The organism is Kribbella antibiotica (assembly GCF_004349055.1).
Taxonomy (GTDB): Bacteria; Actinomycetota; Actinomycetes; order Propionibacteriales; family Kribbellaceae; genus Kribbella; species Kribbella antibiotica.
This window is the reverse complement of the sequence record NZ_SMKX01000011.1, coordinates 68,012-89,294: the sequence shown is the minus strand read 5'-3', so window position 1 is coordinate 89,294 and position 21,283 is coordinate 68,012. Positions and strand designations below refer to the sequence as shown.

At 67.8% G+C, this 21,283-nt stretch carries 15 protein-coding genes; 8 read left to right on the top strand and 7 right to left on the bottom strand.

The window, feature by feature from the left end; translation table 11 throughout:
- Nucleotides 1-63 precede the first annotated feature (63 nt).
- Complete coding sequence (locus E1263_RS06315; RefSeq protein ID WP_132166216.1) at nt 64-840, bottom strand: S1 family peptidase; 777 nt, start codon at nt 838-840, stop codon at nt 64-66.
- Nucleotides 841-965: 125 nt separating this feature from the next.
- On the opposite strand from E1263_RS06315, the gene glgX reads away from it, so the two are divergent.
- From glgX to E1263_RS06295, 4 genes are all read left to right on the top strand, one after another.
- The gene (gene glgX / locus E1263_RS06310) at nt 966-3,083 is read left to right on the top strand and encodes a glycogen debranching protein GlgX (RefSeq protein WP_132166215.1); all 2,118 of its coding nucleotides are present in this window, start codon (nt 966-968) and stop codon (nt 3,081-3,083) included.
- Nucleotides 3,080-5,485 (top strand): malto-oligosyltrehalose synthase, encoded by a 2,406-nt coding sequence (treY, locus tag E1263_RS06305; RefSeq protein ID WP_132166214.1) that lies wholly within the window; start codon nt 3,080-3,082, stop codon nt 5,483-5,485. The genes glgX and treY overlap by 4 nt, the downstream gene beginning before the upstream one ends.
- A gap of 4 nt (nt 5,486-5,489) precedes the next feature.
- Nucleotides 5,490-7,211, top strand: a complete 1,722-nt coding sequence (gene treZ, locus E1263_RS06300) for a malto-oligosyltrehalose trehalohydrolase (protein ID WP_132166213.1) — start codon at nt 5,490-5,492, stop codon at nt 7,209-7,211.
- A 147-nt stretch (nt 7,212-7,358) separates the two neighbouring features.
- Nucleotides 7,359-7,538, top strand: a complete 180-nt coding sequence (locus tag E1263_RS06295; RefSeq protein WP_132166212.1) for a hypothetical protein — start codon at nt 7,359-7,361, stop codon at nt 7,536-7,538.
- A gap of 57 nt (nt 7,539-7,595) precedes the next feature.
- On the opposite strand, the gene E1263_RS06290 is transcribed toward E1263_RS06295, so the two are convergent.
- The 6 genes from E1263_RS06290 to E1263_RS06265 all read right to left on the bottom strand — a co-directional run bounded on the left by E1263_RS06290 (nt 7,596) and on the right by E1263_RS06265 (nt 15,898).
- The gene (locus E1263_RS06290; RefSeq protein ID WP_238161096.1) at nt 7,596-9,719 is read right to left on the bottom strand and encodes a transglutaminase TgpA family protein; all 2,124 of its coding nucleotides are present in this window, start codon (nt 9,717-9,719) and stop codon (nt 7,596-7,598) included.
- The gene (locus tag E1263_RS06285) at nt 9,716-10,855 is read right to left on the bottom strand and encodes a DUF58 domain-containing protein (RefSeq protein WP_238161095.1); all 1,140 of its coding nucleotides are present in this window, start codon (nt 10,853-10,855) and stop codon (nt 9,716-9,718) included. Before E1263_RS06285 ends, E1263_RS06290 begins: the two co-directional genes overlap by 4 nt.
- Nucleotides 10,849-12,876 (bottom strand): fibronectin type III domain-containing protein, encoded by a 2,028-nt coding sequence (locus E1263_RS06280; protein ID WP_132166210.1) that lies wholly within the window; start codon nt 12,874-12,876, stop codon nt 10,849-10,851. The genes E1263_RS06285 and E1263_RS06280 overlap by 7 nt, the downstream gene beginning before the upstream one ends.
- Before the next feature lie 31 nt (nt 12,877-12,907).
- Complete coding sequence (locus E1263_RS06275; RefSeq protein ID WP_132166209.1) at nt 12,908-13,870, bottom strand: AAA family ATPase; 963 nt, start codon at nt 13,868-13,870, stop codon at nt 12,908-12,910.
- 88 nt (nt 13,871-13,958) lie between these two features.
- The gene (locus E1263_RS06270) at nt 13,959-15,167 is read right to left on the bottom strand and encodes a sensor histidine kinase (RefSeq protein WP_238161094.1); all 1,209 of its coding nucleotides are present in this window, start codon (nt 15,165-15,167) and stop codon (nt 13,959-13,961) included.
- 50 nt (nt 15,168-15,217) lie between these two features.
- Entirely contained in the window at nt 15,218-15,898 is a 681-nt protein-coding gene (locus E1263_RS06265; protein ID WP_132166207.1) for a response regulator transcription factor, read from the bottom strand.
- A gap of 61 nt (nt 15,899-15,959) precedes the next feature.
- Between E1263_RS06265 and E1263_RS06260 the strand changes: the two genes are divergently transcribed.
- Genes E1263_RS06260 through E1263_RS06245 form a run of 4 tightly spaced genes read left to right on the top strand, consistent with a single transcriptional unit; the run spans nt 15,960 to nt 21,221 of the window.
- A complete protein-coding gene (locus E1263_RS06260; RefSeq protein WP_165956504.1) occupies nt 15,960-17,675 on the top strand; it encodes an AfsR/SARP family transcriptional regulator in 1,716 nt (571 codons plus the stop codon).
- Entirely contained in the window at nt 17,672-18,937 is a 1,266-nt protein-coding gene (locus E1263_RS06255) for a hypothetical protein (protein ID WP_132166205.1), read from the top strand. Before E1263_RS06260 ends, E1263_RS06255 begins: the two co-directional genes overlap by 4 nt.
- The gene (locus tag E1263_RS06250) at nt 18,934-19,581 is read left to right on the top strand and encodes a helix-turn-helix transcriptional regulator (protein WP_132166204.1); all 648 of its coding nucleotides are present in this window, start codon (nt 18,934-18,936) and stop codon (nt 19,579-19,581) included. Before E1263_RS06255 ends, E1263_RS06250 begins: the two co-directional genes overlap by 4 nt.
- The gene (locus E1263_RS06245; protein WP_132166203.1) at nt 19,581-21,221 is read left to right on the top strand and encodes an AAA family ATPase; all 1,641 of its coding nucleotides are present in this window, start codon (nt 19,581-19,583) and stop codon (nt 21,219-21,221) included. The genes E1263_RS06250 and E1263_RS06245 overlap by 1 nt, the downstream gene beginning before the upstream one ends.
- The last annotated feature ends 62 nt before the right edge of the window (nt 21,222-21,283 follow it).

The window sequence follows — 21,283 nt, the reverse complement described above, 5'->3', positions numbered from 1 at the left end:
CTGTTGTGGCGCCGTGTCCGGCCGATGACGTCCTGAAACCGGGATCGACAGGTTTGTTTCGCCTTAACGAACCTGATCCATGAGGGTCTTGGCTGCTGGCGCAACCTCTGCGTAAACGCCCGCATAGCCAGCCTGCGCGCAGCCATTGCCCCAGGAGACCAGCGCAAGCAGCCGCCCGTTGAGCACCAAGGGCCCACCGGAATCGCCCTGGCAGGCGTCGGCTCGTCCGTCCAGATAGCCCGCGCAGACGTTGGCCGCGGCGCTGTACCCGTTCTCGCGGTAGCCCTTGATGCCCAGGCAGGTGCTGTCGCCGAGGTCCGGGACGGCCAGTTTCTGCAGCGTGTCCTCCGGACCAGTTTCGTGAGTGTCACCCCACCCATAAACAACCGGTACGGCGCCCTTCCGGTCAGCTTTGGCGCTCGTCTCCAACGGCATCACCGGTACGCCGGTCATCGGTTTCGCCAGTGTGAGCACGGCAAAGTCGTTGTGGTTCGTCGTGCCGCTGTACGCCGGGTGAACCCACAAGGCAGTCACCTTGGAGAATTGCCCGACCTCGCGATCGTTGAGATCGGCCCGGCCCTGAATCACGCCGTACGACGAGGTGGCCCGGGCAGCGCAGTGCGCAGCCGTCAGCACCTTGTTCGGAGCGACCAGCACGCCGCTGCACCACCGCTTCGAGGCCCGCGACGCGTCGGTGTTCGTGATCGCGACCGCCCAGGGTGCTTCCGTGGCACTCGCGAGGGTCCCGCCGACGATCATGCGTTTGCCTGAATCGGCTGCAGCCGCCCCGGCTCCCGCCAACAACAACACCAGTCCCAGCGCCACTGCCCGCTTCATCATCCCCAGAACTTACTGCACGTAGTGCAGTGATCACGGAAGGTGGGCTTATCCCGTTCGGGTGAACACTCGGAGGTAATAGGCACCGGCATGTGAGGTCAGGGTTTGGGAGTGGCTACTGTCATCGGGTGCAGAAATGGCCTGGTCGTCCTTATCCCCTCGGAGCCACGTACGACGGTTCCGGGACGAACTTTGCGGTGTTCTCGGAGGTGGCCGAGCGAGTTGACTTGGCTCTGATCGGTGATGACGGGACCGAGCAGCTGGTGCAGCTGACCGAGGTGGACGGGTTCGTCCACCACGCGTACCTGCCCGCGGTGCAGCCCGGGCAGCGGTACGGATTCCGGGTTCACGGCCCGTTCAACCCGGCCGAGGGACACCGTTGCAACCCGTCCAAGCTCCTGCTGGACCCGTACGCGAAGGCGATCGACGGGCAGGTCGACGGTGACGAGTCGCTGTTCAGCTACCGGTTCGGCAACCCCGAGGAACTGAACACGATGGACAACCGGGAGCACACGATGCTCTCGGTCGTCACGAACCCGTTCTTCGACTGGGGCAACGACCGCCCGCCGGGTCACGCGTACCACGAGACGGTGATCTACGAGGCGCACGTCAAGGGCCTGACCAAGACGCACCCGGGGCTCCCGGAGGAGATCCGCGGCACGTACGCCGGGATCGGGCATCCGGCGATCATCGAGCACCTGAAGCAGCTCGGGGTGACCGCGATCGAGTTGATGCCGGTGCATCAGTTCGCGCAGGACGGGCATCTGCAGGAGCGGAACCTCACGAACTACTGGGGTTACAACACGATCGGCTTCTTCGCGCCGCACAACGCCTACTCGTCGCTGGGTAGCCGCGGGCAGCAGGTGACGGAGTTCAAGACGATGGTGCAGGCGCTGCACGAGGCGGATATCGAGGTCATCCTCGACGTCGTCTACAACCACACCGCCGAGGGCAACGAGATGGGCCCGACGCTGTCGTTCAAGGGCATCGACAACGAGGCCTACTACCGGCTGGTGGACACGGACAAGTCGCACTACTACGACACGACCGGTACCGGTAACAGCCTGCTGATGCGGCACCCGCACGTGCTGCAGCTGATCATGGACTCGCTGCGGTACTGGGTCACCGAAATGCACGTGGACGGTTTCCGCTTCGACCTCGCGTCGACACTGGCTCGCCAGTTCCACGAAGTCGATCGGCTGTCGGCGTTTTTCGATCTGGTCCAGCAGGACCCGGTCGTCAGCCAGGTCAAGCTGATCGCCGAGCCGTGGGATGTCGGTGACGGTGGCTACCAGGTCGGCAACTTCCCGCCGCTGTGGACCGAATGGAACGGTAAGTACCGCGACACGGTTCGTGATTTCTGGCGCGGCGAGAAGTACACGCTCGCCGAGTTCGGCTCGCGGCTCACCGGTTCCTCGGATCTCTACCGCGACGACAGCCGGCGCCCGCTGGCCAGCATCAACTTCGTCACCGCGCACGACGGCTTCACCCTGCGGGATCTCGTGTCCTACAACGAGAAACACAACGACGCGAACGGCGAGGGCGGGAACGACGGCGAGAGCCACAACCGCTCCTGGAACTGTGGTGCCGAGGGCGAGACCGAGGACCCGGCCGTGCACAAGCTGCGATCCAAGCAGCAGCGCAACTTCCTTGCCACGCTGCTGATCTCGCAGGGCGTCCCGATGCTCGCGCACGGCGACGAGCTGGGCCGGACGCAGTCGGGCAACAACAACGTCTACTGCCAGGACAACGAACTGGCCTGGGTGAACTGGGATCTCGACGAGGAACAGAAGGACCTGCTGGAGTTCACCGGCGACCTGGTCCGGCTGCGCAACGAGCACCCGGTCTTCCGGCGCCGCCGGTTCTTCCACGGCGACCAAGGTGTCGACGGACTGGGCGATCTGGTCTGGTTCACCCCGGACGGCAAGGAGATGCAGGACAGCGACTGGAGCAGCGACGAGGCTCGCGCAGTGGCCGTCTTCCTCAACGGTGATGCGATCTCCGAGCCGGACCCGCGCGGCGAGCCGGTGATCGACGACTCGTTCCTGATCCTGCTGAACAGCAACTACGAGCCGGAGGACTTCCTGCTCCCCGGCATCGAGTTCGGTGAAGCGTGGTCGGTGGTGGTCGACACCATCAGACCGACCGGCCGGACCGAGGACCTGGCCCACGAGGCAGGCAGCACGATCCGGATCGAGGATCACGGGATGGTCGTGCTGACGCGTCCGCGGCGGACCGCCGGATGAGCTCGATCCCGCAGGCGACGTACCGGCTCCAATTGCGCGCTGAGTTCGGATTCGAGGATGCGGCGGGGATCGTCGGATACCTGAGCAGCCTCGGGATCTCGCACGCTTACCTGTCCCCGATTCTGCAGGCGGCGCCCGGCTCCGCGCACGGGTACGACGTCGTGGACCACAGCCGGCTGTCGGTGGAGATGGGCGGGCGCCCGGCGTTCGAGCGGCTCTCGGCGCGGCTGGCCGAGCAGCGGATGGGCGCGATCGCCGACGTGGTCCCGAACCACGTCGCGGTGCCCACCCCGGCACGCCTCAACAAGGCGCTGTGGTCGGTGCTGCGGGACGGGCCAGGATCGCCGTACGCCGAGTGGTTCGATGTCGACTGGGGTTCCGGGAACCAGCCGTTGCTGATGGCGGTTCTCGGTCAACGCATCGGTCAGGTGCTCGCCGAGGGCGAGCTGGCGGTCGACGGCGATGTCCTGCGCTACTACGACCACGAGTACCCCCTAAGACCCGGTACGGCGGACCTGCCGATCGCGGAGCTGGTCACGGAGCAGTGGTACCGGCTGGCGCATTGGCGGGTCGCTGACGAGGAGTTGAACTACCGGCGCTTCTTCGACGTCGACACGTTGGCAGCGGTGCGAGTGGAGACGCAAGAGGTCTTCGAAGCCACGCATGCCTTGCTGTTCGAGCTGTTGCAGGAGGGGATGCTCAACGGCTTCCGCATCGATCACCCGGACGGTCTGGCTGATCCGCGCGGCTACCTGCGGCGGCTGGCCGAGCGGACCGGCGGTGCGTGGGTTGTGGTCGAGAAGATCCTCGAGGGCGACGAAGAGCTGCCACATGACTGGCCGTGTGCAGGCACCACCGGCTATGACGCCCTCCTGCGCGTCGGTGGCCTGTTTATCGACCCCTCTGGCGCAGCGCCCCTTGCTGCACTGCACTCTGAGCTCACCGGCGAGCCGGCCGACTTCAGCCCGCTGGTCGTCGAGGCGAAGCGAGAGATCGTCAAACACGGCCAGTACGCCGAGGTGCATCGGCTGGTCGAGTTGCTGGCTCGCATCTGCCAGGACGACGTCCGACTGCGTGACCACACCCGGCGGGCGTTCCACCAGGTCGTGGCCGAGTTGCTGGTCCAATTCGACGTCTACCGGGCGTACGTCGTACCGGGGGAGCAGCCGGCGCCTACTGCCATCCGAGTGCTGGAGCGGGCAGCGACCAAGGCGCGTGAGCACCTGGACGACGACCGGCAGGAGACGCTGGATGTCGTCATGGACCTGCTGCTGGGTCGCGAGGTTGGCACTGCGAGTCGCATCGACGAGCATGCGCGGCATGAGCTGATCGTGCGGTTCCAACAGACCTGTGGGCCAGTCATGGCGAAGGGGATCGAGGACACCGCGTTCTACCGCTGGTTCCGGCTCTCCTCGCTCAACGAGGTCGGCGGGGACCCAGAGCACTTCGGGGTCTCGCCGGAAGAGTTCCATGCGTTCTCAAGCCAGTTGAACCGGCGTTGGCCGCGGACGATGACCACTCTGTCCACCCACGACACCAAGCGTTCCGAGGACGTTCGTGCGCGGCTCGGTGTGCTGTCTGAGCAGCCGGCGGCGTGGGCTGAGGCAGTGCGCGAGTGGCGGCGACTGTCCGAGGACCACCGCAGCCCCCTGCTCGACGGGAGCACGGAGTACCTGTTCTGGCAGACCCTGTTCGGCACCTGGGGTGACGGGCCGATCGCGGTCGACCGGATGCAGGCCTATCTGCAGAAGGCGATCCGTGAGGCGAAGCGGCACACCACCTGGACCGCCGTGGACGAAGAGTACGAGCAGGCCGTTGCCTCCTTCGTCAGTGCAGTCCTGGCTGACTCAGCCGTCCTCGAAGCCGTACGACGGTTTGTCGGCAAGCAGGCGGCGTTCGTGCGAGCCGCAACGCTCGGCCAGAAGCTCGTGCAGCTGACGATGCCCGGCGTACCGGATGTGTACCAGGGCAGCGAGCTGGTGGACCTGTCGCTGGTGGACCCGGACAACCGGCGTGCAGTCGACTACGAGCTGCGGATCGAGCGGCTGCGGCGGCTGGACGAGGGAGCGCGGCCGGACGACCTGTCCGACGAGAAGCTGCTGGTCACGGCCCGGGCGCTGCGACTGCGGCGGCAGTACCCGGAGGCGTTTGCCGGTGGTTACACCCCGCTGCCCACGTCCAACGGGCACGCGGTGGCGTTCGCTCGCGGCGATGAGGTGATCACCATCGCTACCCGCCTGCCGGCTGCGCTGTATCGGCTGGGCGGTTGGGGCGACAGCACCGTCGTACTGCCGAGTGGTGAGTGGAAGAACGTGTTGACCGGACGGGTCGTGGGTAGTGGAGCGGCTCGGATTCAGGAGCTGCTGGAGGATCTCCCGGTGGCACTGCTCGTGAGGAGCTGACCACTTGCACACCTTCACCGTCTGGGCGCCGGATGCCACCAAGGTCGACCTGGCCCTGAGGGACGGCGTCCTGCCGCTGCACGAAGGTGCTGACGGCTGGTGGTCGCGTGACGTGGTCGAAGCGCACCATGGCACGGACTACGCGTTCATAGTCGACGGTAGTGATCCCCTGCCGGACCCACGCAGCCCCTGGCAGCCGGACGGCGTCCACGGCTTCAGCCGGGTCTTCGACGAGAGCCGCTTCGGCTGGACCGACAGCGAGTGGACCGGGCGTGACGTGCGCGGTGCGGTCTTCTACGAGCTGCACATCGGCACCTTCACCCCAGAGGGCACACTGGCCGCCGCTGCAGATCACCTGGACTACCTGGTGCTGCTAGGCGTCGAGGTCGTCTCGCTGATGCCAGTCGCCGCGTTCCCCGGCCGCCACGGCTGGGGGTACGACGGAGTCGACCTGTACGCCGTCCATGCGCCGTACGGTGGTCCCGAGGCTCTGCAGGCGTTTGTGAACCGCTGTCATGAGGTGGGACTGGCCGTCTGTCTGGACGTGGTCTACAACCACCTTGGGCCGAGCGGGAACTACCTGGACTCCTTCGGTCCGTACTTCACCAGTCGCCACACCACTCCGTGGGGACCGGCGGTCAACCTGGATGACACCAGTAGCAACGAAGTACGCCGGTTCATCTGCGACAACGCGCTCAGGTGGTTCCAGGGCTTCCACATCGACGCACTGCGGCTGGACGCCGTACATGCGTTGCTGGACGAGAGCCCGACGCACCTGCTGGCGCAGCTGTCGAACGAAACGGCCAGTCTGGCGGCAGAGCTCGGCCGGCCGCTCGGACTGGTCGCCGAGTCCGACCTGAACGACCCACGCATGGTGGAGCCGGTCGCCGAGGGCGGTCTGGGGATGACTGCGCAGTGGAACGACGACTTCCACCATGCGCTGCACACGATGCTGACCGGCGAGCGAGCCGGGTACTACGAGGACTTCGCCGAGCCCGGGGTGTTCGCGAAAGTGCTGACCCACGTGTTCCTGCATGACGGCGCCTACTCATCGTTCCGCGGGAAGGACTGGGGGCGCCCGGTCGATCCGGCGACGCACCGCGGTGGCCAGTTCCTCGCGTACACGTCGGACCACGATCAGATCGGCAACCGCGCGCTGGGCGATCGACCTTCGCTGACACCCGGGCAGTATGCGATCGGGGCCGCGCTGGTACTCACTTCGCCGTACACGCCGATGCTGTTCATGGGCGAGGAGTGGGGCGCGTCGACGCCGTGGCGCTACTTCACCGATCACGACGAGCCGGCGCTGGCCGAGGCCGTCCGGACCGGTCGGCGCCAGGAGTTCGCCGCGTTCGGCTGGGACGCCGAGGAGATCCCGGACCCGCAGGATCCGGCGACCTGGCGGAGCTCGGTCCTGAACTGGTCCGAGGTCGACGAGTCGCCGCATCGCGAGCTGCTGACCTGGTACCGCGACCTGCTGGCGCTGCGGGCCCGAACGCCGGAGCTGAAAGATGATCGGCTCACCTCGGTCAGCATCAGCGAGGGGCCCGGCTGGCTGATCGTGACCCGCGGCAACCTGCGAATCGTGGCGAACCTGAGCAGCTCTCAAGTTCAGGTGCCGGTCGAAGGCGCGTCGTACGTGCTGCTCGCTTTCGGGGAACCGGAGCTGCTCGCGGACGCGGTTCGCTTGTCAGGTCATACGGTCGCCGTTGTCCTAGCCCGTTGAATCTCTCGCATTTACTGCCGAAACGCACAGAACACCGCGTCCGAGTTTGTTCTTCGGTGTCGATTTCCGGAATCGCTTGTGTCTGCTCTCCCGGTAACGGAGTGTTGATTTCGCCAGCAGCGTGAGCGGGGCGACGGGAGGACGTACATGACAGTCGGAGGCGTCGACACCTACTACGACTACGACGAGAAGCAGTGGAAGAGCCGAAGGCTCGGCGGGGGTCCAGTGGCCCGCGGCCCGGTCTGTCCGGCTCCCCGAAAGACTGATTCCGTAGCGGCCCAGCACGATCGCCGGCCCGCATCCCACGACAAGTCCAAACGCGGCTGAACATCGCCGATGGGGTGGCACGGCCCGCCAGACCAGGTCACCCAATCAGCTAGCTGACTACCTCTGACGCGGCCCTGGAATCAGGGTCCGCAGTTCGAGCGCGGCCTGGAACCGATCGAGCCACGGGCGGGAGCGCAGAGCTCGCCGTACGGCGGTGACACCGGTCCAGGCCTGCCCGACCACTTCGGGTGTGGCCGGGCCACCGGACCAGAGAGCCTGATCGACCGCCCGCGCGACATTCGCGAGCCCCGGACCGGTGTCCGGGAGGTCGCGCGCCGCGTGGGCCAGGTCGCGAACCGTCATGCCTGCGCTCACCTGGATCCCGTGCGCGCGGATCCGGTCCCGGGCCTCGGCCCAGGCGCCGACCACGGCCGCGCTGCCCCCGCGCTGCCGGCGCCGCCGCGCGCGCACCAACTTGAGCAGCGGTACGCCGGCCAACCAGAGCAGCAGTAACGCAGCCGCGACCGTGAAGATCGGGACCAACGGGAAGGGGCGGTCGCCGGAGCCGGAGTTGTCTTCGTCCTCGGCAGACGGCGGTTGCGACTCAGGGTCCTTGATCTTCTCGATCTCCGGGACCGCCGCGCGGGCCTCATCGGTAATGGAGGCTGCCGAACCGGCTGGGTTCGTCTTGCTGGTCTCGGCGCCCGCTGCAGGGTCGAGCGGCCACCAGCCGAGTCCGGCGACAGCGACCTCGGGCCAGGCGTACGCATCCGCGTTGGTCACCGTGTACCAGCCGGCCGCGTCGGGCTTGGCCGGTGCACGGAAGCCGACTACGAGCCGGGCCGGAATCGAGTTCTGCCGGGCTAGTGCGACGTACGCGGCGGCGAACTGCTCGCTGCTGCCGGGGTTCTTTACCGTGCCGTCACCCAGGAACCGTTGCAGCTGTGGCCAGCTGTAGCCGGTCGGCGGGTTGGGTCCGATCGCGAGTTTGTAGTGCTCCCGGAACCACTTCTCCAGCGCCAGCGCGGTCGCCATCGTCGCCCGCTTGCCGCCCAGGGGATTGAGCAGGGCGATCTCGGGTGGGATCGGGCCCATGTCGCTCAGTCCACCGGGCGCGTTCCCGTCGACGCCGGCGCTGCTGAGATAGGCCGCGTCGATTTTCGGCTCGGCCCAGGTGAGCCTGTAGTAGTCGGGCCGCTCGGGCACGACCAGCGTGCTGCCGATCGGCTCGACCTGCGGGTCGACGGCGTTGCCGACGGTCTCCGGCAGCAGCTGCCCAGGCAGCCAAGGCCCACCCAGCGCTGCCTCGGGTCGGATCGTCGCACTCCGCGGCGCCGTCTCTACCCGCACCTCGGGACCGAGCCCAAGGCGCGAGCCCATCATCAGGAGCGGGTGATCCGTCGTCCAGTTCGAGCCGTCGAAGTTGTCGACCGCGATCAGCCGCCAGCGGTCGACGGGTTCGGTGGTCTGGTACTTGAACACGACCTTGTCGCGGGCGCCCTTGCTCAACCGGCCGGCCAGCTCGTCCAGCGGGCTCGTCTGCCGGGTTGCGGGCGCACTCGCCGACTGCACCCGCTGCAGCGAGTACGGCGTCCGCCCGTGCGGATCGATCGTGCTCACGACCATCCCGCAGACAATCGCAGCCAACGTGACCACCGCGGTCATCGCCCACGGCGTCAGCCGCCGGTACTCGAAGTGATCAGGAATCAGTACGGCGATCACCAGCAGGCCGAACGCGATCGCGATCAAGACGGCGGTGAAGCCTTCGGCGGCGACGTACAACTGACTCACGCCGACAACCCCGATTGCCGGCAGCAGCGCAACCAGCGGCGGGGCGCGGTCGAGTAGCTCAACCGTCAGCACACAGGCAACCAATGCCAGCAGCGGAACGAAAATGAGCAACTCAGGCTCAGGCCGCGCCGGCCACGTCGACTCCAACGTAAGTCGCCAAGCAGCGAGCCCATCACCCAATGCCCGCACCGAGGATACCGTCGGCAGTCCCACCAAAGTCGTTGCCTGCAGCACCGACTCGACAATCGCCAGGAACCCGGCAACCACCACCAGCAACGGCCGCCAGTTCAGCAACCCCGGCCGCCGCCGGCAAACCTCCGCCACCACGAACGCGACCAGGCAAACCAGTCCCACCGGCAACCACAGATGCCGGATGCCAAAAACAGGCCCAAAACAAAGCCCACCAAGGAGAATTCCAGCTAGCGCTGCGACTGTACGGCGGACGCTCATCGGAGCACCCCGGTCCATTGGGTGAGTGCTTCCCGCGCCGTTCCGGCGAGCACGACCTGCGCTCCGAGGATAGGGGCGACGCCTTGCAACGGACCCAGGCCGATTGCGGTGACCGAGGAATAGCGAGTGAGTAGCGGCGCAAGGTCGGTGGCTGAACCGCGGGCCCCGGTGACGACGACGATCGCGCCACCGGCCGACGTACCGGTGGTGAGGGCCAACGGCACCAGAGCGGACTTTTCGTCGCGCTGTTGCACGATGCAGAGCTCGTCGAGGAACATGCGGGACGCAACGGCGCCACCGGGAGCGGCGAAGTCGGCGCCGGCGGTGGTGACGAAGCGGCAGCGGTGACCGGCGGTGGAGGCAGCGAACAGGATCGACGCGACGACCTCGACAGCCTCTTCGAAAGTGGCCTCGGGCAACGGTTCGGTCCGGGTGTCGAGCAGCACGGTCAGTCGCGGCTGGTCGGGGTCGGCGTAGTCGCGAACCATCAGCTGCCCGGTGCGCGCGGTCGCCTTCCAATGCAGGTGGCGGACCTCGTCGCCGACAACATACGGCCGGACATCGCGCAGATCAGCGGATCCACGCAACGAGTCGTCCGCCGTACGGCCGACGTGGTGGTGCCGGGGCCGCCCGGCGACCACGGTCTTGGTCGGATGCCGACGTGGATGCACCCACAGCGTCCCGACTTCACCAGTCGCCTTGCTGTTCCGAGTCAGACCCAGCGGGTCGCGTCGCTCCAACGTCAGCGGGCCAACCGCGATCCGGCCACGTGTGGAGGTCGGCAACTCATACCGGTACGTCGCCTCGATGCCCGGACCCAACTGGCGAACCCGAACCTCCTTCCAGGCTGCACCCGCGGAATCCCGCGCCGAGAACGACGCCTGCCGCCGAGTGCCCTCGTTCCGCACCCGCAACGTCGCGAGCGCCGGCCGCCCACGCTCGACCCGATCCGGCGAAAGCACCCGCTGCACAGTCACCTGCGGCTGCCGAAGAGTCAGTACGACGGCCGCCAGCAGCGCGCCGATCCCGATCCCGGCGAGCGCCCGGAACAGCGCGTAGCCGGCCAGCTCGCCCAGCGCATAGAACGCGAGCGAGCCCACCAGTACGGCGATCCCACGCCCAGTCAGTCTCACCATTTCACCTTGTTCGACTCCTGGTCGCCGACCGTCACCCAGACGGTGCCGCCCTCGTCGTCGTTGTAGAACTTGTTGACGGTCAGGCTGCCGTCCGGCCCGACCTTCAGGCTGTCGCTGTGCAGGATGCCGTAGTTCAACGTATGACCGGTGAAGGTGTAGGTGGTGTTGGGCTTGAAGCCGCGAGCGACGATGTGGATGTAGTAGCAGTAGTCGCGGTTCTCGCACGGCTTGTAGTCGCCGGTGTATTTCGGGCCCCGACTGATCCTGATCGAGGGCGCTGCGCCAGCGCCTGTCGTCGCCGACACAGTCGCGGCGGCGCCGATCAGCGTCTTCCCGTTGGAACCACGCGTCACCGTGCGGACTTGGAAGGTGTACCGCTTCCCATCGTCGAGACCGGTGGACGTGTAGCGGGCCGACGTCGTCGTGTCGGGCCCGCTGTCGTTCACCCGGGAGACGCGGTAGCTGAGGAAGGTCCCGCCGTTCAGACTCGGGCGCTTCCAGGTCAGCGACACCTTGCCGTTGCCACCCACGGCGCGCAGCGAGATCGGAGCAGCAGCAGGCGTCGCCACGATCGGCGGTGGAGGCTTCGGCTTCGACGGGGGCTTCTGTGTCGGCTTCGGAGGAGGCGGCGGTTTCTGCGTGGTGCGCGGCGGGTTCACCGGCTGCCGGGGTTCTTCGGTATGGCGCGGAGGATCGACCTTCCGGGGCGGCGGAGCGGTCTTGGTGCCACCCGGATCAGTCGTCCGTCGCGGCGGGATGCTCGGGTCGGTGACCGGCGGCCGCGGCGTGGTCGGAGGTGTCGGCACGATCGTCGGCTTGGTCGTCGGCGTGGCCGACGGGGTCGGCTTCGTGGTCGGGCCCGAAGCAGGTACCGGTTCGGAGACCGAACCATCGCGGTCCACGACAAGCGCCTGCTCGCCGCCGACAGAGTCGACGTACAGGCGTTGGTCCGCGCCGCGCGTGAGCAGCGGCCGATCGTCCTTGCTCGGCTTGAAGGTGGGCTGCGGGATGAGCTTGCTGTCCTTTTGCTTGCCATCGGCATCCAAAGTGACGAGCTTGGTCCCGGCTTCGTCAACCAGCGCGAGGTTCTGGCCGGACGACGCGACCTGCGTGAACTTACCGGCGGGCAGTTCCCGCTCGACGGCAGCAGGTCCGGTCGCCGTCCCGCCGGTGATCGCGACCGTGTCGACCAGACGCAGCCTGGACTTGTCCGGTTCGACGATTGCGATCCGGCCGTTGACGTCGTTCGGTACGACGATCGCGTCCGGGGCCAGCGCCAGGCCGGGGATCGCCAGCGGTCGGCCGAAGCCGGACGACGACACCGTGCGGATCTCTCCGGCCATCGTGTCGACGAAAACGACCCGATCGCCGACGACGCTCAGCGAACCGACGGTACCGCGTTCCAGCTGGGCCGGGCAGGTCAGTCCGCCGGCCGTGGCCGGCAGCTGGCAGAGTTCACCGCTGAGCGACCGTTGCACCCACAGGGTGCCGTCCGGTGTGATGACCGGCCGGCCAAGGCCGTCTTTGCCCGGCAGGACCAGGTCGGTCGGGCCGAGGCGGACGATCGATCCGGCGTTCTGATACACGGAGTACGCCACTCCGGCAGCTGCGAGCCCGACGGGCGTCTCGTTCGACGGTGCAGGCTTCGGTTCCTCGACGTGCAGCGTCGACTTCTCAAAGGCGCTGATGTTGCCGCGCGACAACACATAGCCCTTGGTGTCGGTCTGCACCGCCTGGGTGCCAGGGGGTAGCCCCGGGATCCCCACCGAGCCGTCGGCGCGCTTGCTGCCGCCGTCGATGTGGAAGACCGCGCCGATCGTGCTGTTGTAGATCAGGTGGCCGGACTGCAGGAATTTCTGCCCCGACGTATCGGCGCCGGCCGTCGTGACGGCCAGAGTGGTCGCGGTGACGCAGAGCGCGACAACACCGGCGAGCGTGGCGCGCGAACGCCACTGCGTCGAGCCGTCGTCGTTGACTGCCTTGCGTCGGCGAATGATCGCCTTGAGCTGATCGAGCTGCATTACCGGCCTCCCCAAAGTACGTGCGCAGGCGTCAGCCTGCGTTGACGCCTGCCGTCGGCGCAGGTGTCGCGGCCAGGACTTCTTCGACCACCGAGGCCGGCGGCCGCTGGCTCAACTCGGCATCCGGTGTGAGGACCAGACGGTGGGCAAGCACCGGCTGCGCGACCTGCTTGACGTCGTCGGGCGTCGTGAACGCGCGCCCGTCCGTTGCGGCATAGGCACGCGCCGCGCGGACCAGCGCAATGCTTCCGCGCGGACTGGCGCCGTACCGGACTGCAGTGTGCTCGCGGGTGGCGGCGGCCAGCTTGACGGCGTACGAGCTGATCGCAGGGTCGACATGGACCGACCGCACAGCTGCAATGGCGTTCCGCAACGCCGGTACGTCGATCACCGGGCTGAGTGAGTCCGGCCCGATCCGGCTGGTGTCGCCGAGCACGATCCGCACCTCGGCGTCGTGATCCGGGTAGCCGATCTCGATCCGCATCAGGAACCGGTCCAGCTGCGCTTCCGGCAGCCGGTAGGTGCCTTCCATCTCGATCGGGTTCTGGGTGCCGATCACCAGGAACGGATCCGGTACGGCGCGCGTGGTCGAATCGACCGTCACCCGGCGCTCGGCCATCACCTCGAGCAGCGCGGACTGCGTCTTCGGCGTCCCGCGGTTGATCTCGTCGGCGACCACCACGTTGGCGAAGATGCCACCCGGATGGAACTCGAAGCTCTCGTTGCCCTGGTGGTAGACCATGACGCCGGTGATGTCACCGGGGAGCAGATCCGGGGTGAACTGGATCCGGTTCCAGGACGCGTCGATACTGCGGGCGATACAGCGCGCCAGCGTGGTCTTGCCCAGCCCCGGCACGTCCTCGATCAGCAGGTGGCCCTCGGCGAACAACGCCGTCAGCGCGAGCCGGATCACCTCCGGCTTCCCGTGGATCACCTTGCCCAGGTTGTCGGCGACCAGCCGGTACGCCTCACCCGGAGGAATCGTTGCACTCATCAGGAAACTCCCCTCAGCATCTCGCTGAGAGTAACCGGGTCAGGTCCAGCGCCTGTCCAGGAAGGGTCCAGATGTCCTGTTGCTGCCGTTACTGCCGTTCGGTCGGCAACTGGAACTCGAAGATCGCGCCACCTTCGTCGCCGTTGTAGACCTTCAGGTCGCCGCCGTGGGACAGCGCGGCCCACCGCACGATCGACAGTCCGAGCCCGCTCGAGCCGCCACCGCTGGTGAAACGCTCGAACAGATCCTCACCGATCTCCGGGGAGATGCCAGGTCCTTGGTCGGCCACGGTGATCCGGCCGTCGGCGACCGTGACCGTGACGATCGCCTCGGCGGCGCCGGGGAGCCGACCGTGCCGGAGGGCGTTGTCGAGAAGGTTGCCGACGGCCCGTTGGAGGAGGGTCGGGTCGGCGCGCACCATGCTCGGCGCGGTCACGAGCGAGATCCGGGCGCCTTCCGCGGGGAAGTCCTCGACCACTCCGGCCACCAACTGATCCAGCCAAACCGGCTGCACAGCAAGCTGTTCCACGCCGGCCGCCAACCGCGCCCGTACGAGCAGGCCGTCGATGATGTCGCCCATCCGACCGGCCAGGCGGACTGTTCGCGGGAGGAGTTCGGCGCGCTGAGAAGGATCCCGTACGGCGGTCTCCGCCAGTGCACGCAGTGCCGCGACGGGCGTGCGGAGGTCGTGCGCAGTCTCGGCCAGCAAGGTCTCCTGCTGTTCTAGGGCTGCCATGGCTGGGCGAATAGCTCGCCCCGACAACCAGTAGCTTCCCGCCGCAGCCGCGCCGATCAGCCCCGCACACAACCCGAGGATGACCCAAACCAGCTGCTGATGGTCGGCAGCCTTCTCCCGTGTGTCCACCCACGCCACCACAGCGCCATCGGGTGCATTGCTCCCGGGGTACCGGAAGGCCTCAGCTTTGATGCGCACCGGATACCCATCGACCGACGTGCGGTCTTCGAGCACCACGCCGCTCTTGATGAGGGTCGCTTGAGTGGCAACCTCGTTGAGCACGGTTGAATCGACCGGTGTGCAGTTATTGAAGCTCATGAGCGCCGTGGTTCTGCTGCTGGCTCCACCGGACAAGATCGCGAACTGCGGGCAGTCGCGATACAGCGGATCGCCGGTGACGGCAGCGACCTGCAAGGCGTTGGTGTCATGGATCAGCCGTAGGACAGGTGCTGTCACGACACTGAGGCTCGCGTCGACCGAATCCGTGGTGCGCTGCGCGTCCTGGCGGATGACGACCGGCGCGAGGATCAGCAGACCGACGGTGTTGGCAATCGTGAACACCGCGGTGAGCCACCACCGCAGGCGACGCAGACGATCAGCCGCGGGGCCTTTCACGATTGGGCACCGGATGGCTGGATCAGACGGTAGCCGCGGCCGCGGACGGCCTGGATGAGGTCCGGACCACCGCGCAGGCGGGCGCGGAGCCGGGTGATGGTGACGTCGACGACGTTCGACATCGGGTCCGCGGCGGCGTCCCAGCAGTGTTCGATCAGGTCGGTCCGGGAGACGGTCTGTTCGGGCCGGCTCATCAGGAACTCCAGCACGGAGAACTCCTTCGCTCGCAGGGTGACCAGGACACCGGCCCGCCGCACCTCCCGGCGGCCGGTGTCGAGCTCGACGTCGGCGTACCGCAGGATCGGCGGCCGGATGGTCGGGCCGCGCCGGCTCAGGCTGAGCACCCGGACGATGAGTTCCTCGACCGCGAACGGTTTGACCAGGTAGTCGTCACCGCCGTGCTCGAAGCCGTCGACCCGGTCGGCGAGCTGGTCCATCGCGGTCAGGAACAGCACCGGGACGGCAAAACCTTGCTGCCGGCGGCTGTGAACGTACCCGATCGAGTCGCCGTCGGGCAGCATCCGGTCGAAGACGACGCAGTCGTAGGCGTTCACGAACAGTGCCTCGTCAGCCTCGGCGATGGTGCCGGCCAGGTCGACCGCGAGCATTGCCGACCGCAGCGCCGCCGGTACGGCGACCTGCAGCTCCGGGTCGTCCTCGACCACCAATACCCGCACGGGGACCCCTCACAGATCGTGTGTCATCGAAATGTCATCGTCACCCCGGATCGTAGGGGTTATGAACGGTCACGCAGCGCACTCACCGGCCCTGTCACCGGCCTTCCGCGTGCTGGGGCCGCTGGAGGTGGACGGCCCGGACGGCACCCAGATCGACGTCGGCGGCGGCAAACCCGCCACCGTGCTGGCCCTGCTCCTGCTGCACCGCAACGCCTGGGTCAGCACCGACCAACTGATCGATGCTGTCTGGTCCGGCCGCGATGTGCCCGCCTCTGCGCAGAACAACCTGAAGACCTACGTCTGGCAGCTCCGCCGGACTCTCCCGGACGACCGGATCGAGAGCCGCTCTGGCGCGTACCGGGTGCGCGTTCTCTCCGGCGAGCTCGACGCGGACGCGGCCTCCGCCCTCGGCGACGAGGCCCGGGCGCTACTCGCCCGCGGATCCGCCGCCGAGGCGGTCACCGTTGTCCAGCGGGCGCTCGACCTCTGGCGCGGCTGCCCGTACGACGGCCTCGCGGACGACGCGGCCTCGGCCGTCGACCGACTCACCGAACTACACCGAACTCTCCGCGAGGACTTGGCCGACGCGCACCTGGCACTCGGCCGGCCCTCCGAAGCGATCGCCGTACTGCGGGTGCTCACCGACGAGGAGCCGCTGCGCGAACTGGCCTGGGCCCGACTGATGGCGGCGTACCGGTTGGTCGGACGCCGGCACGATGCACTGTCGGCGTACCAGCGAGCCCGTACGGCGCTGGTTCGCGACCTCGGCATCGAGCCGGGCGCCGAGCTGACCGCGCTGCACCTGGAGATCATCAACGAGGACCCGCGCCGGCCGATCGCCGCGCCGGTCAGCTCGAACCTGCCGCCCCGGGTCACCGGATTCGTCGGCCGTGAGTCGGAGCTTGAGGCGCTGCGCGGCGCGACCGGCGTCGTCACGATCGATGGGATGCCGGGCATCGGCAAGACTGCCTTCGCCCTCGAGGCCGCAGCCCTTTCCGGCCACGAAACCCAGCAGTACGTCGACCTTCGCGCCGGCCAGGCGGTCACGCCGACCGCCGGCCTGCTGATCCTCGACAACGTCGAGCACGCAGACCAGGCACGCAGGCTGCTGCCGAACGACCCGACCGCGCTGGTCCTGGTGATCAGTCGTCGCCGACTGAGCGGCCTGGATCGCAGCGGCGCAATCACGCTTGAGGTGCTCGCCCCGAGCGAGGCAGCGCAGCTGCTGGACAGCACGCAGGTGGTAGGCAAGGCGCGGGCGACGAGCGGGTGGTCGGGTGAGGCACAGGCGGGTCGGCGCCCTGGCAGCGCGCAGGCGACGGAGGTCGCTCAGGTGGGGGATGCGGCGCGGATTTTGGCTGCGGCGCAAGGGCATCCGGGGGCGATCCGGCACCTGGTTGAGCGGGTTCGCAATCGGCAGCCGTGGACGGTTGCCCGGATGACGGCTCAGCTAGCCGACCAGGCCGGCCGCTGTCACGCGCTCGCGGGGCTGCTCGTCCGGTTCGACGCGGAGTATCAGGCGCTCGCGATGCAGCCGACGCAGCAGTTGTACCGGCGATGCAGCACGGCCGAGCAGTTCGATCTCGCTCAGGCCGCGCGGTTCGCCGGGATGCGGGTGGATGACGCCGAGGCGATGGTCGACCAGCTGATGGATCTCAACCTGGTCGCCGAATCCGCGCCAGGACTCTTCGAACTACTGCCGATCGCTCGCGACCACGCCTATCGGTTGCTGCAGGCAACTGAAGGTCGGCGCACCATCGCGGAGCTGGTCGCATGAGGCCGCAAGCTACGGCGGCCGCACCTGTCGCCAAGCACCAAACTGTTGCCACGCCGGCCGCCGCGCGCATCCCACTGGCCACGGCGGTCGGCGTACCAGCTGCTCGTCCGGCAGTTAAGTTGCCCGCAGCACCTGTTGCGGTCCCCGTGCCGGCGATCGGACCGGCGGCTCACTACGGAATCGTCGTGCAGCCTCCGGCGCCGGAGATTGTTGCTGACGCGGCCGAGCGGCCGGATCGAGCGATTCGGGTCGGTCAGATCGTCTGCTGGCAACTCGCGCTGGTCATGGTCGCCGCAGCCACCACGGGATCGCGGACCGTTCTGGTGCTTACCTCGTTGGCCGCGCTCTCGCTGGTCCTGCTCACGGCGGTCCGGATCCGCGGCCTGTGGCTCTACCGCTGGATCGGTGTCCTGTCGACGTTTGCGCTCCGTCGTCGCCGGATCGATCTCGGCGACGGCGTGGCCATCAACCTGGTCAGCGCGTTCCTCGGCCGGACCACCACCGACGTGGTGACCGTCCGAGAGCAACCGTACGGCGTACTGAGTCGCCCGGCCGGCGTCAGTGTCGCGCTCAGGCTCGGCCCGGATGCGCAGTACCGATTGCTTCCGCAGTTGGCCTCGCTGTCCGAGGCGGCCGATGAGCAGCCGGTCGGTGTCGCACTCCAACTCGTCCTGCACTCGGGGCTCAAGCAGGGCCAGAAGCCGCGGACCTGGATCGCCGTCGCCGCCGAGCGGACGCCGGATATCGCCACCGACGAGCAGTTGCGTCAGGTGGTCGCCAACACCGTGCGCCGGTTGGTCCGGCGGTTCGATCGGGAGCAGGTCGAATACCTGGCTCTGGACGAGTCCGACGTACTGGCTTCGCTTGGTGCCCTTGCCCACTCCAACGCCGGCCGCGGTCAGCTCCAGGAACGCTGGTCGACCTGGTCCTGCGGGCCTGTTCATCAACTCACCATCCGGCTGGCCGGTTCCGCCTCGTTGCCTACGGCAACACTTGAGGCGCTGGTCGGCACCCTGCTCGGCACCGGAACCGGCGCTGCGCAGACCGTGGCGATCACCGTCACCGCCGCAGCCGGAAACACCACCTCTGCCCGTCATGACGTCGTCCTCCGGTTGGCCGCGGCACATCCCGCCACGCTCGACTCGGCGACGTCGGTCCTGATCACACTGGCCCGGTCCTTCGGGGTCGAGCCGGAACGCCTGAACGGCCGGCACGCGTCCGGTGTCGCCGCAACGCTTCCTCTGGGGGTACCTCTCTCATGACTGTCACGCTCATCAACCGGCCCACCGGTTTTCATCACGTCCCCGCCCAGGGCGCCATCGCCGAACTGCTGGCCGGCGCCAAGGACGAGGTCATTGCCCTCAGCAACCTCACTCCGGCCGGCCCGGCCTTCGGTCCGCGCGACGTCAAGCACGGTGTTCGCTACCGCGCGATCTACCCCGACACCGCCCGTACGACGCCGAACCTGTCGCGCCATCTCGGAGCGATGTCGATGGCCGGTGCCGCCGTTCGCACGATGCCGCTGGTCCCGATGAACGCGCTGGTGATCGACGGCCAAATCGCCGTACTGCCTGCTGATGCGGCCAACGGAAGCGTCGCCGTACTGCGGCTGTCGAGCGTGATCATCACCGTGCTCGAACTGTTCGAGCGGGTCTGGCCGGACTCCGTACCGCTGGCCGCCGACGACCTGCCGGACGACACCGACCTGTCGATGCGCGAGCGCGAAATGCTGCGCCTGCTCGGCCTCGGTGCCACCGACGAGGCGGCCGCCGCGCAACTGGGCATCTCCGTCCGGACGGTACGGCGGATGGTCGCGCAGATCATGCACCGGCTGGGAGCCCGCAGCCGGTTCCAGGCCGGCGTGAAGGCGGCCGACCGCGGTTGGCTGCTGGAGCGGGCGAGCTGATGTCACGGATTCTGACCGTCGCGACCGATCGGCCGGGTGCCTACCCGACGATCGGCGCGGCCCTGCTCGACGCTCCGGACGGCGCCACGGTCGTGATCGCGGCTGGAACCTACGCGGAGACGCTGGAACTGACCGGACGCACGGTCACGCTTCGCGCCGAAGACGGCGCCGAGGTGGTGATCGATGGATCGGGGGCTGACTGGCCGACGATTCGGGCAGTGGACGGATCGCTGTCCCTGCATGGTCTCGCCGTCCGTTCGGCCGACAACTTGACGGTGTCGACCGAGCGGGCGGCGCTCAGCCTGGTGTCGTGCACGATCTCCGGTGGTTCGCGACCGGCGGTGAGTGTGCACGCTGGGCCGGGGGTACGGATCGATCAGTGCACGGTCAGTGGTGCCGCCACCGGAATCATCGTCGAAGGTGCAGGCGGTGAGATCAGCGAGACGACCGTGCGGGACGTATCGGGTGACGGCATGGTGTTCGCGCTCGGTGCGGATCCGACGGTCACTGGCGGTGTCATCAGTAGGTGTGGTGGGCGTGGGCTTTATGTCTATCAATACAGCCGGCCGTCGCTGGCGGATCTCGAGATCGGGAACACCGGCGCGGAGGGGATCGGGGTTGCGCACGGGAGCAACCCGGTCATCCGGCGAGTCACCGTGCATGACACGCGCGGCCCCGCGGTCACAGTCGGGCCTGGATGCGGCGGGACGATCGAGGGATTGCGGCCGTCGAACACGGCCGAGCCTGCGGTACAGATCGCTGCGGGTGCAACGGTTGAGGTCATCGAGGCGAGTCCGCTGACGGCCGCGTCGAGCGGTCCGATCGACGAACTGCTGGCCGACCTCGACACGATGGTCGGGCTGCCTGAGGTCAAGGGCGAAGTACGGGCGTTGGTCGACGAGATCCAGGTCAACGAGTGGCGTCGTACGGCGGGATTGTCGGTGGGCGGCGTGAGCCATCACCTGATCTTCGCCGGAGCGCCGGGGACCGGGAAAACGACCGTGGCGCGGCTGTACGGGAAGTTGTTGAAGGCGCTCGGCGTGCTGCCGGACGGTGGGTTCACCGAAGTATCGCGGCGGGATCTGGTCGGGCAATACATCGGCCACACGGCGGAGAAAACCACGCAGGTGTTCGAGAAATCGCTCGGCGGGGTGCTGTTCATCGACGAGGCCTACACACTGTCACGATCGGCCGGGAACGGCGGCGACTTCGGGCAGGAGGCGATCGACGCGCTGGTGAAGCTGATGGAGGACCACCGCGACGAGATCGCGGTCATCGTCGCCGGGTACACGGTCGAGATGAACGACTTCCTGGCGGCGAACCCTGGGTTGGGATCCCGGTTCTCGAAGACGATCGAGTTCGAGAACTACAGTGCTTCGGAGCTGTTGCTGATCACGGATCGGATGGTCGCGGGCGGGGACTATCTGCTCGACCCGGCGGCCGGAGCGCCGCTGACGTCGTACTTCGACCGGATTGCCGGCGGGCCGAACTTCGGCAATGCGCGCGAGGCCCGGCGGTTGGTCGAGGGGATGCGGAAAGCGCAGTCGCAGCGGCTGCGACTGCTCGGGCGGATGCCGACCACGGACGAACTTCGCGAGCTGCTGGCGGACGACGTACTGGCTGCTGCTGGCGTGCGCTAAGTAAGGGTTTGTGAAGTTCGGCCGGGGGCTGGGCGACGGTAGTGCAGGCATCGCATAGAGTG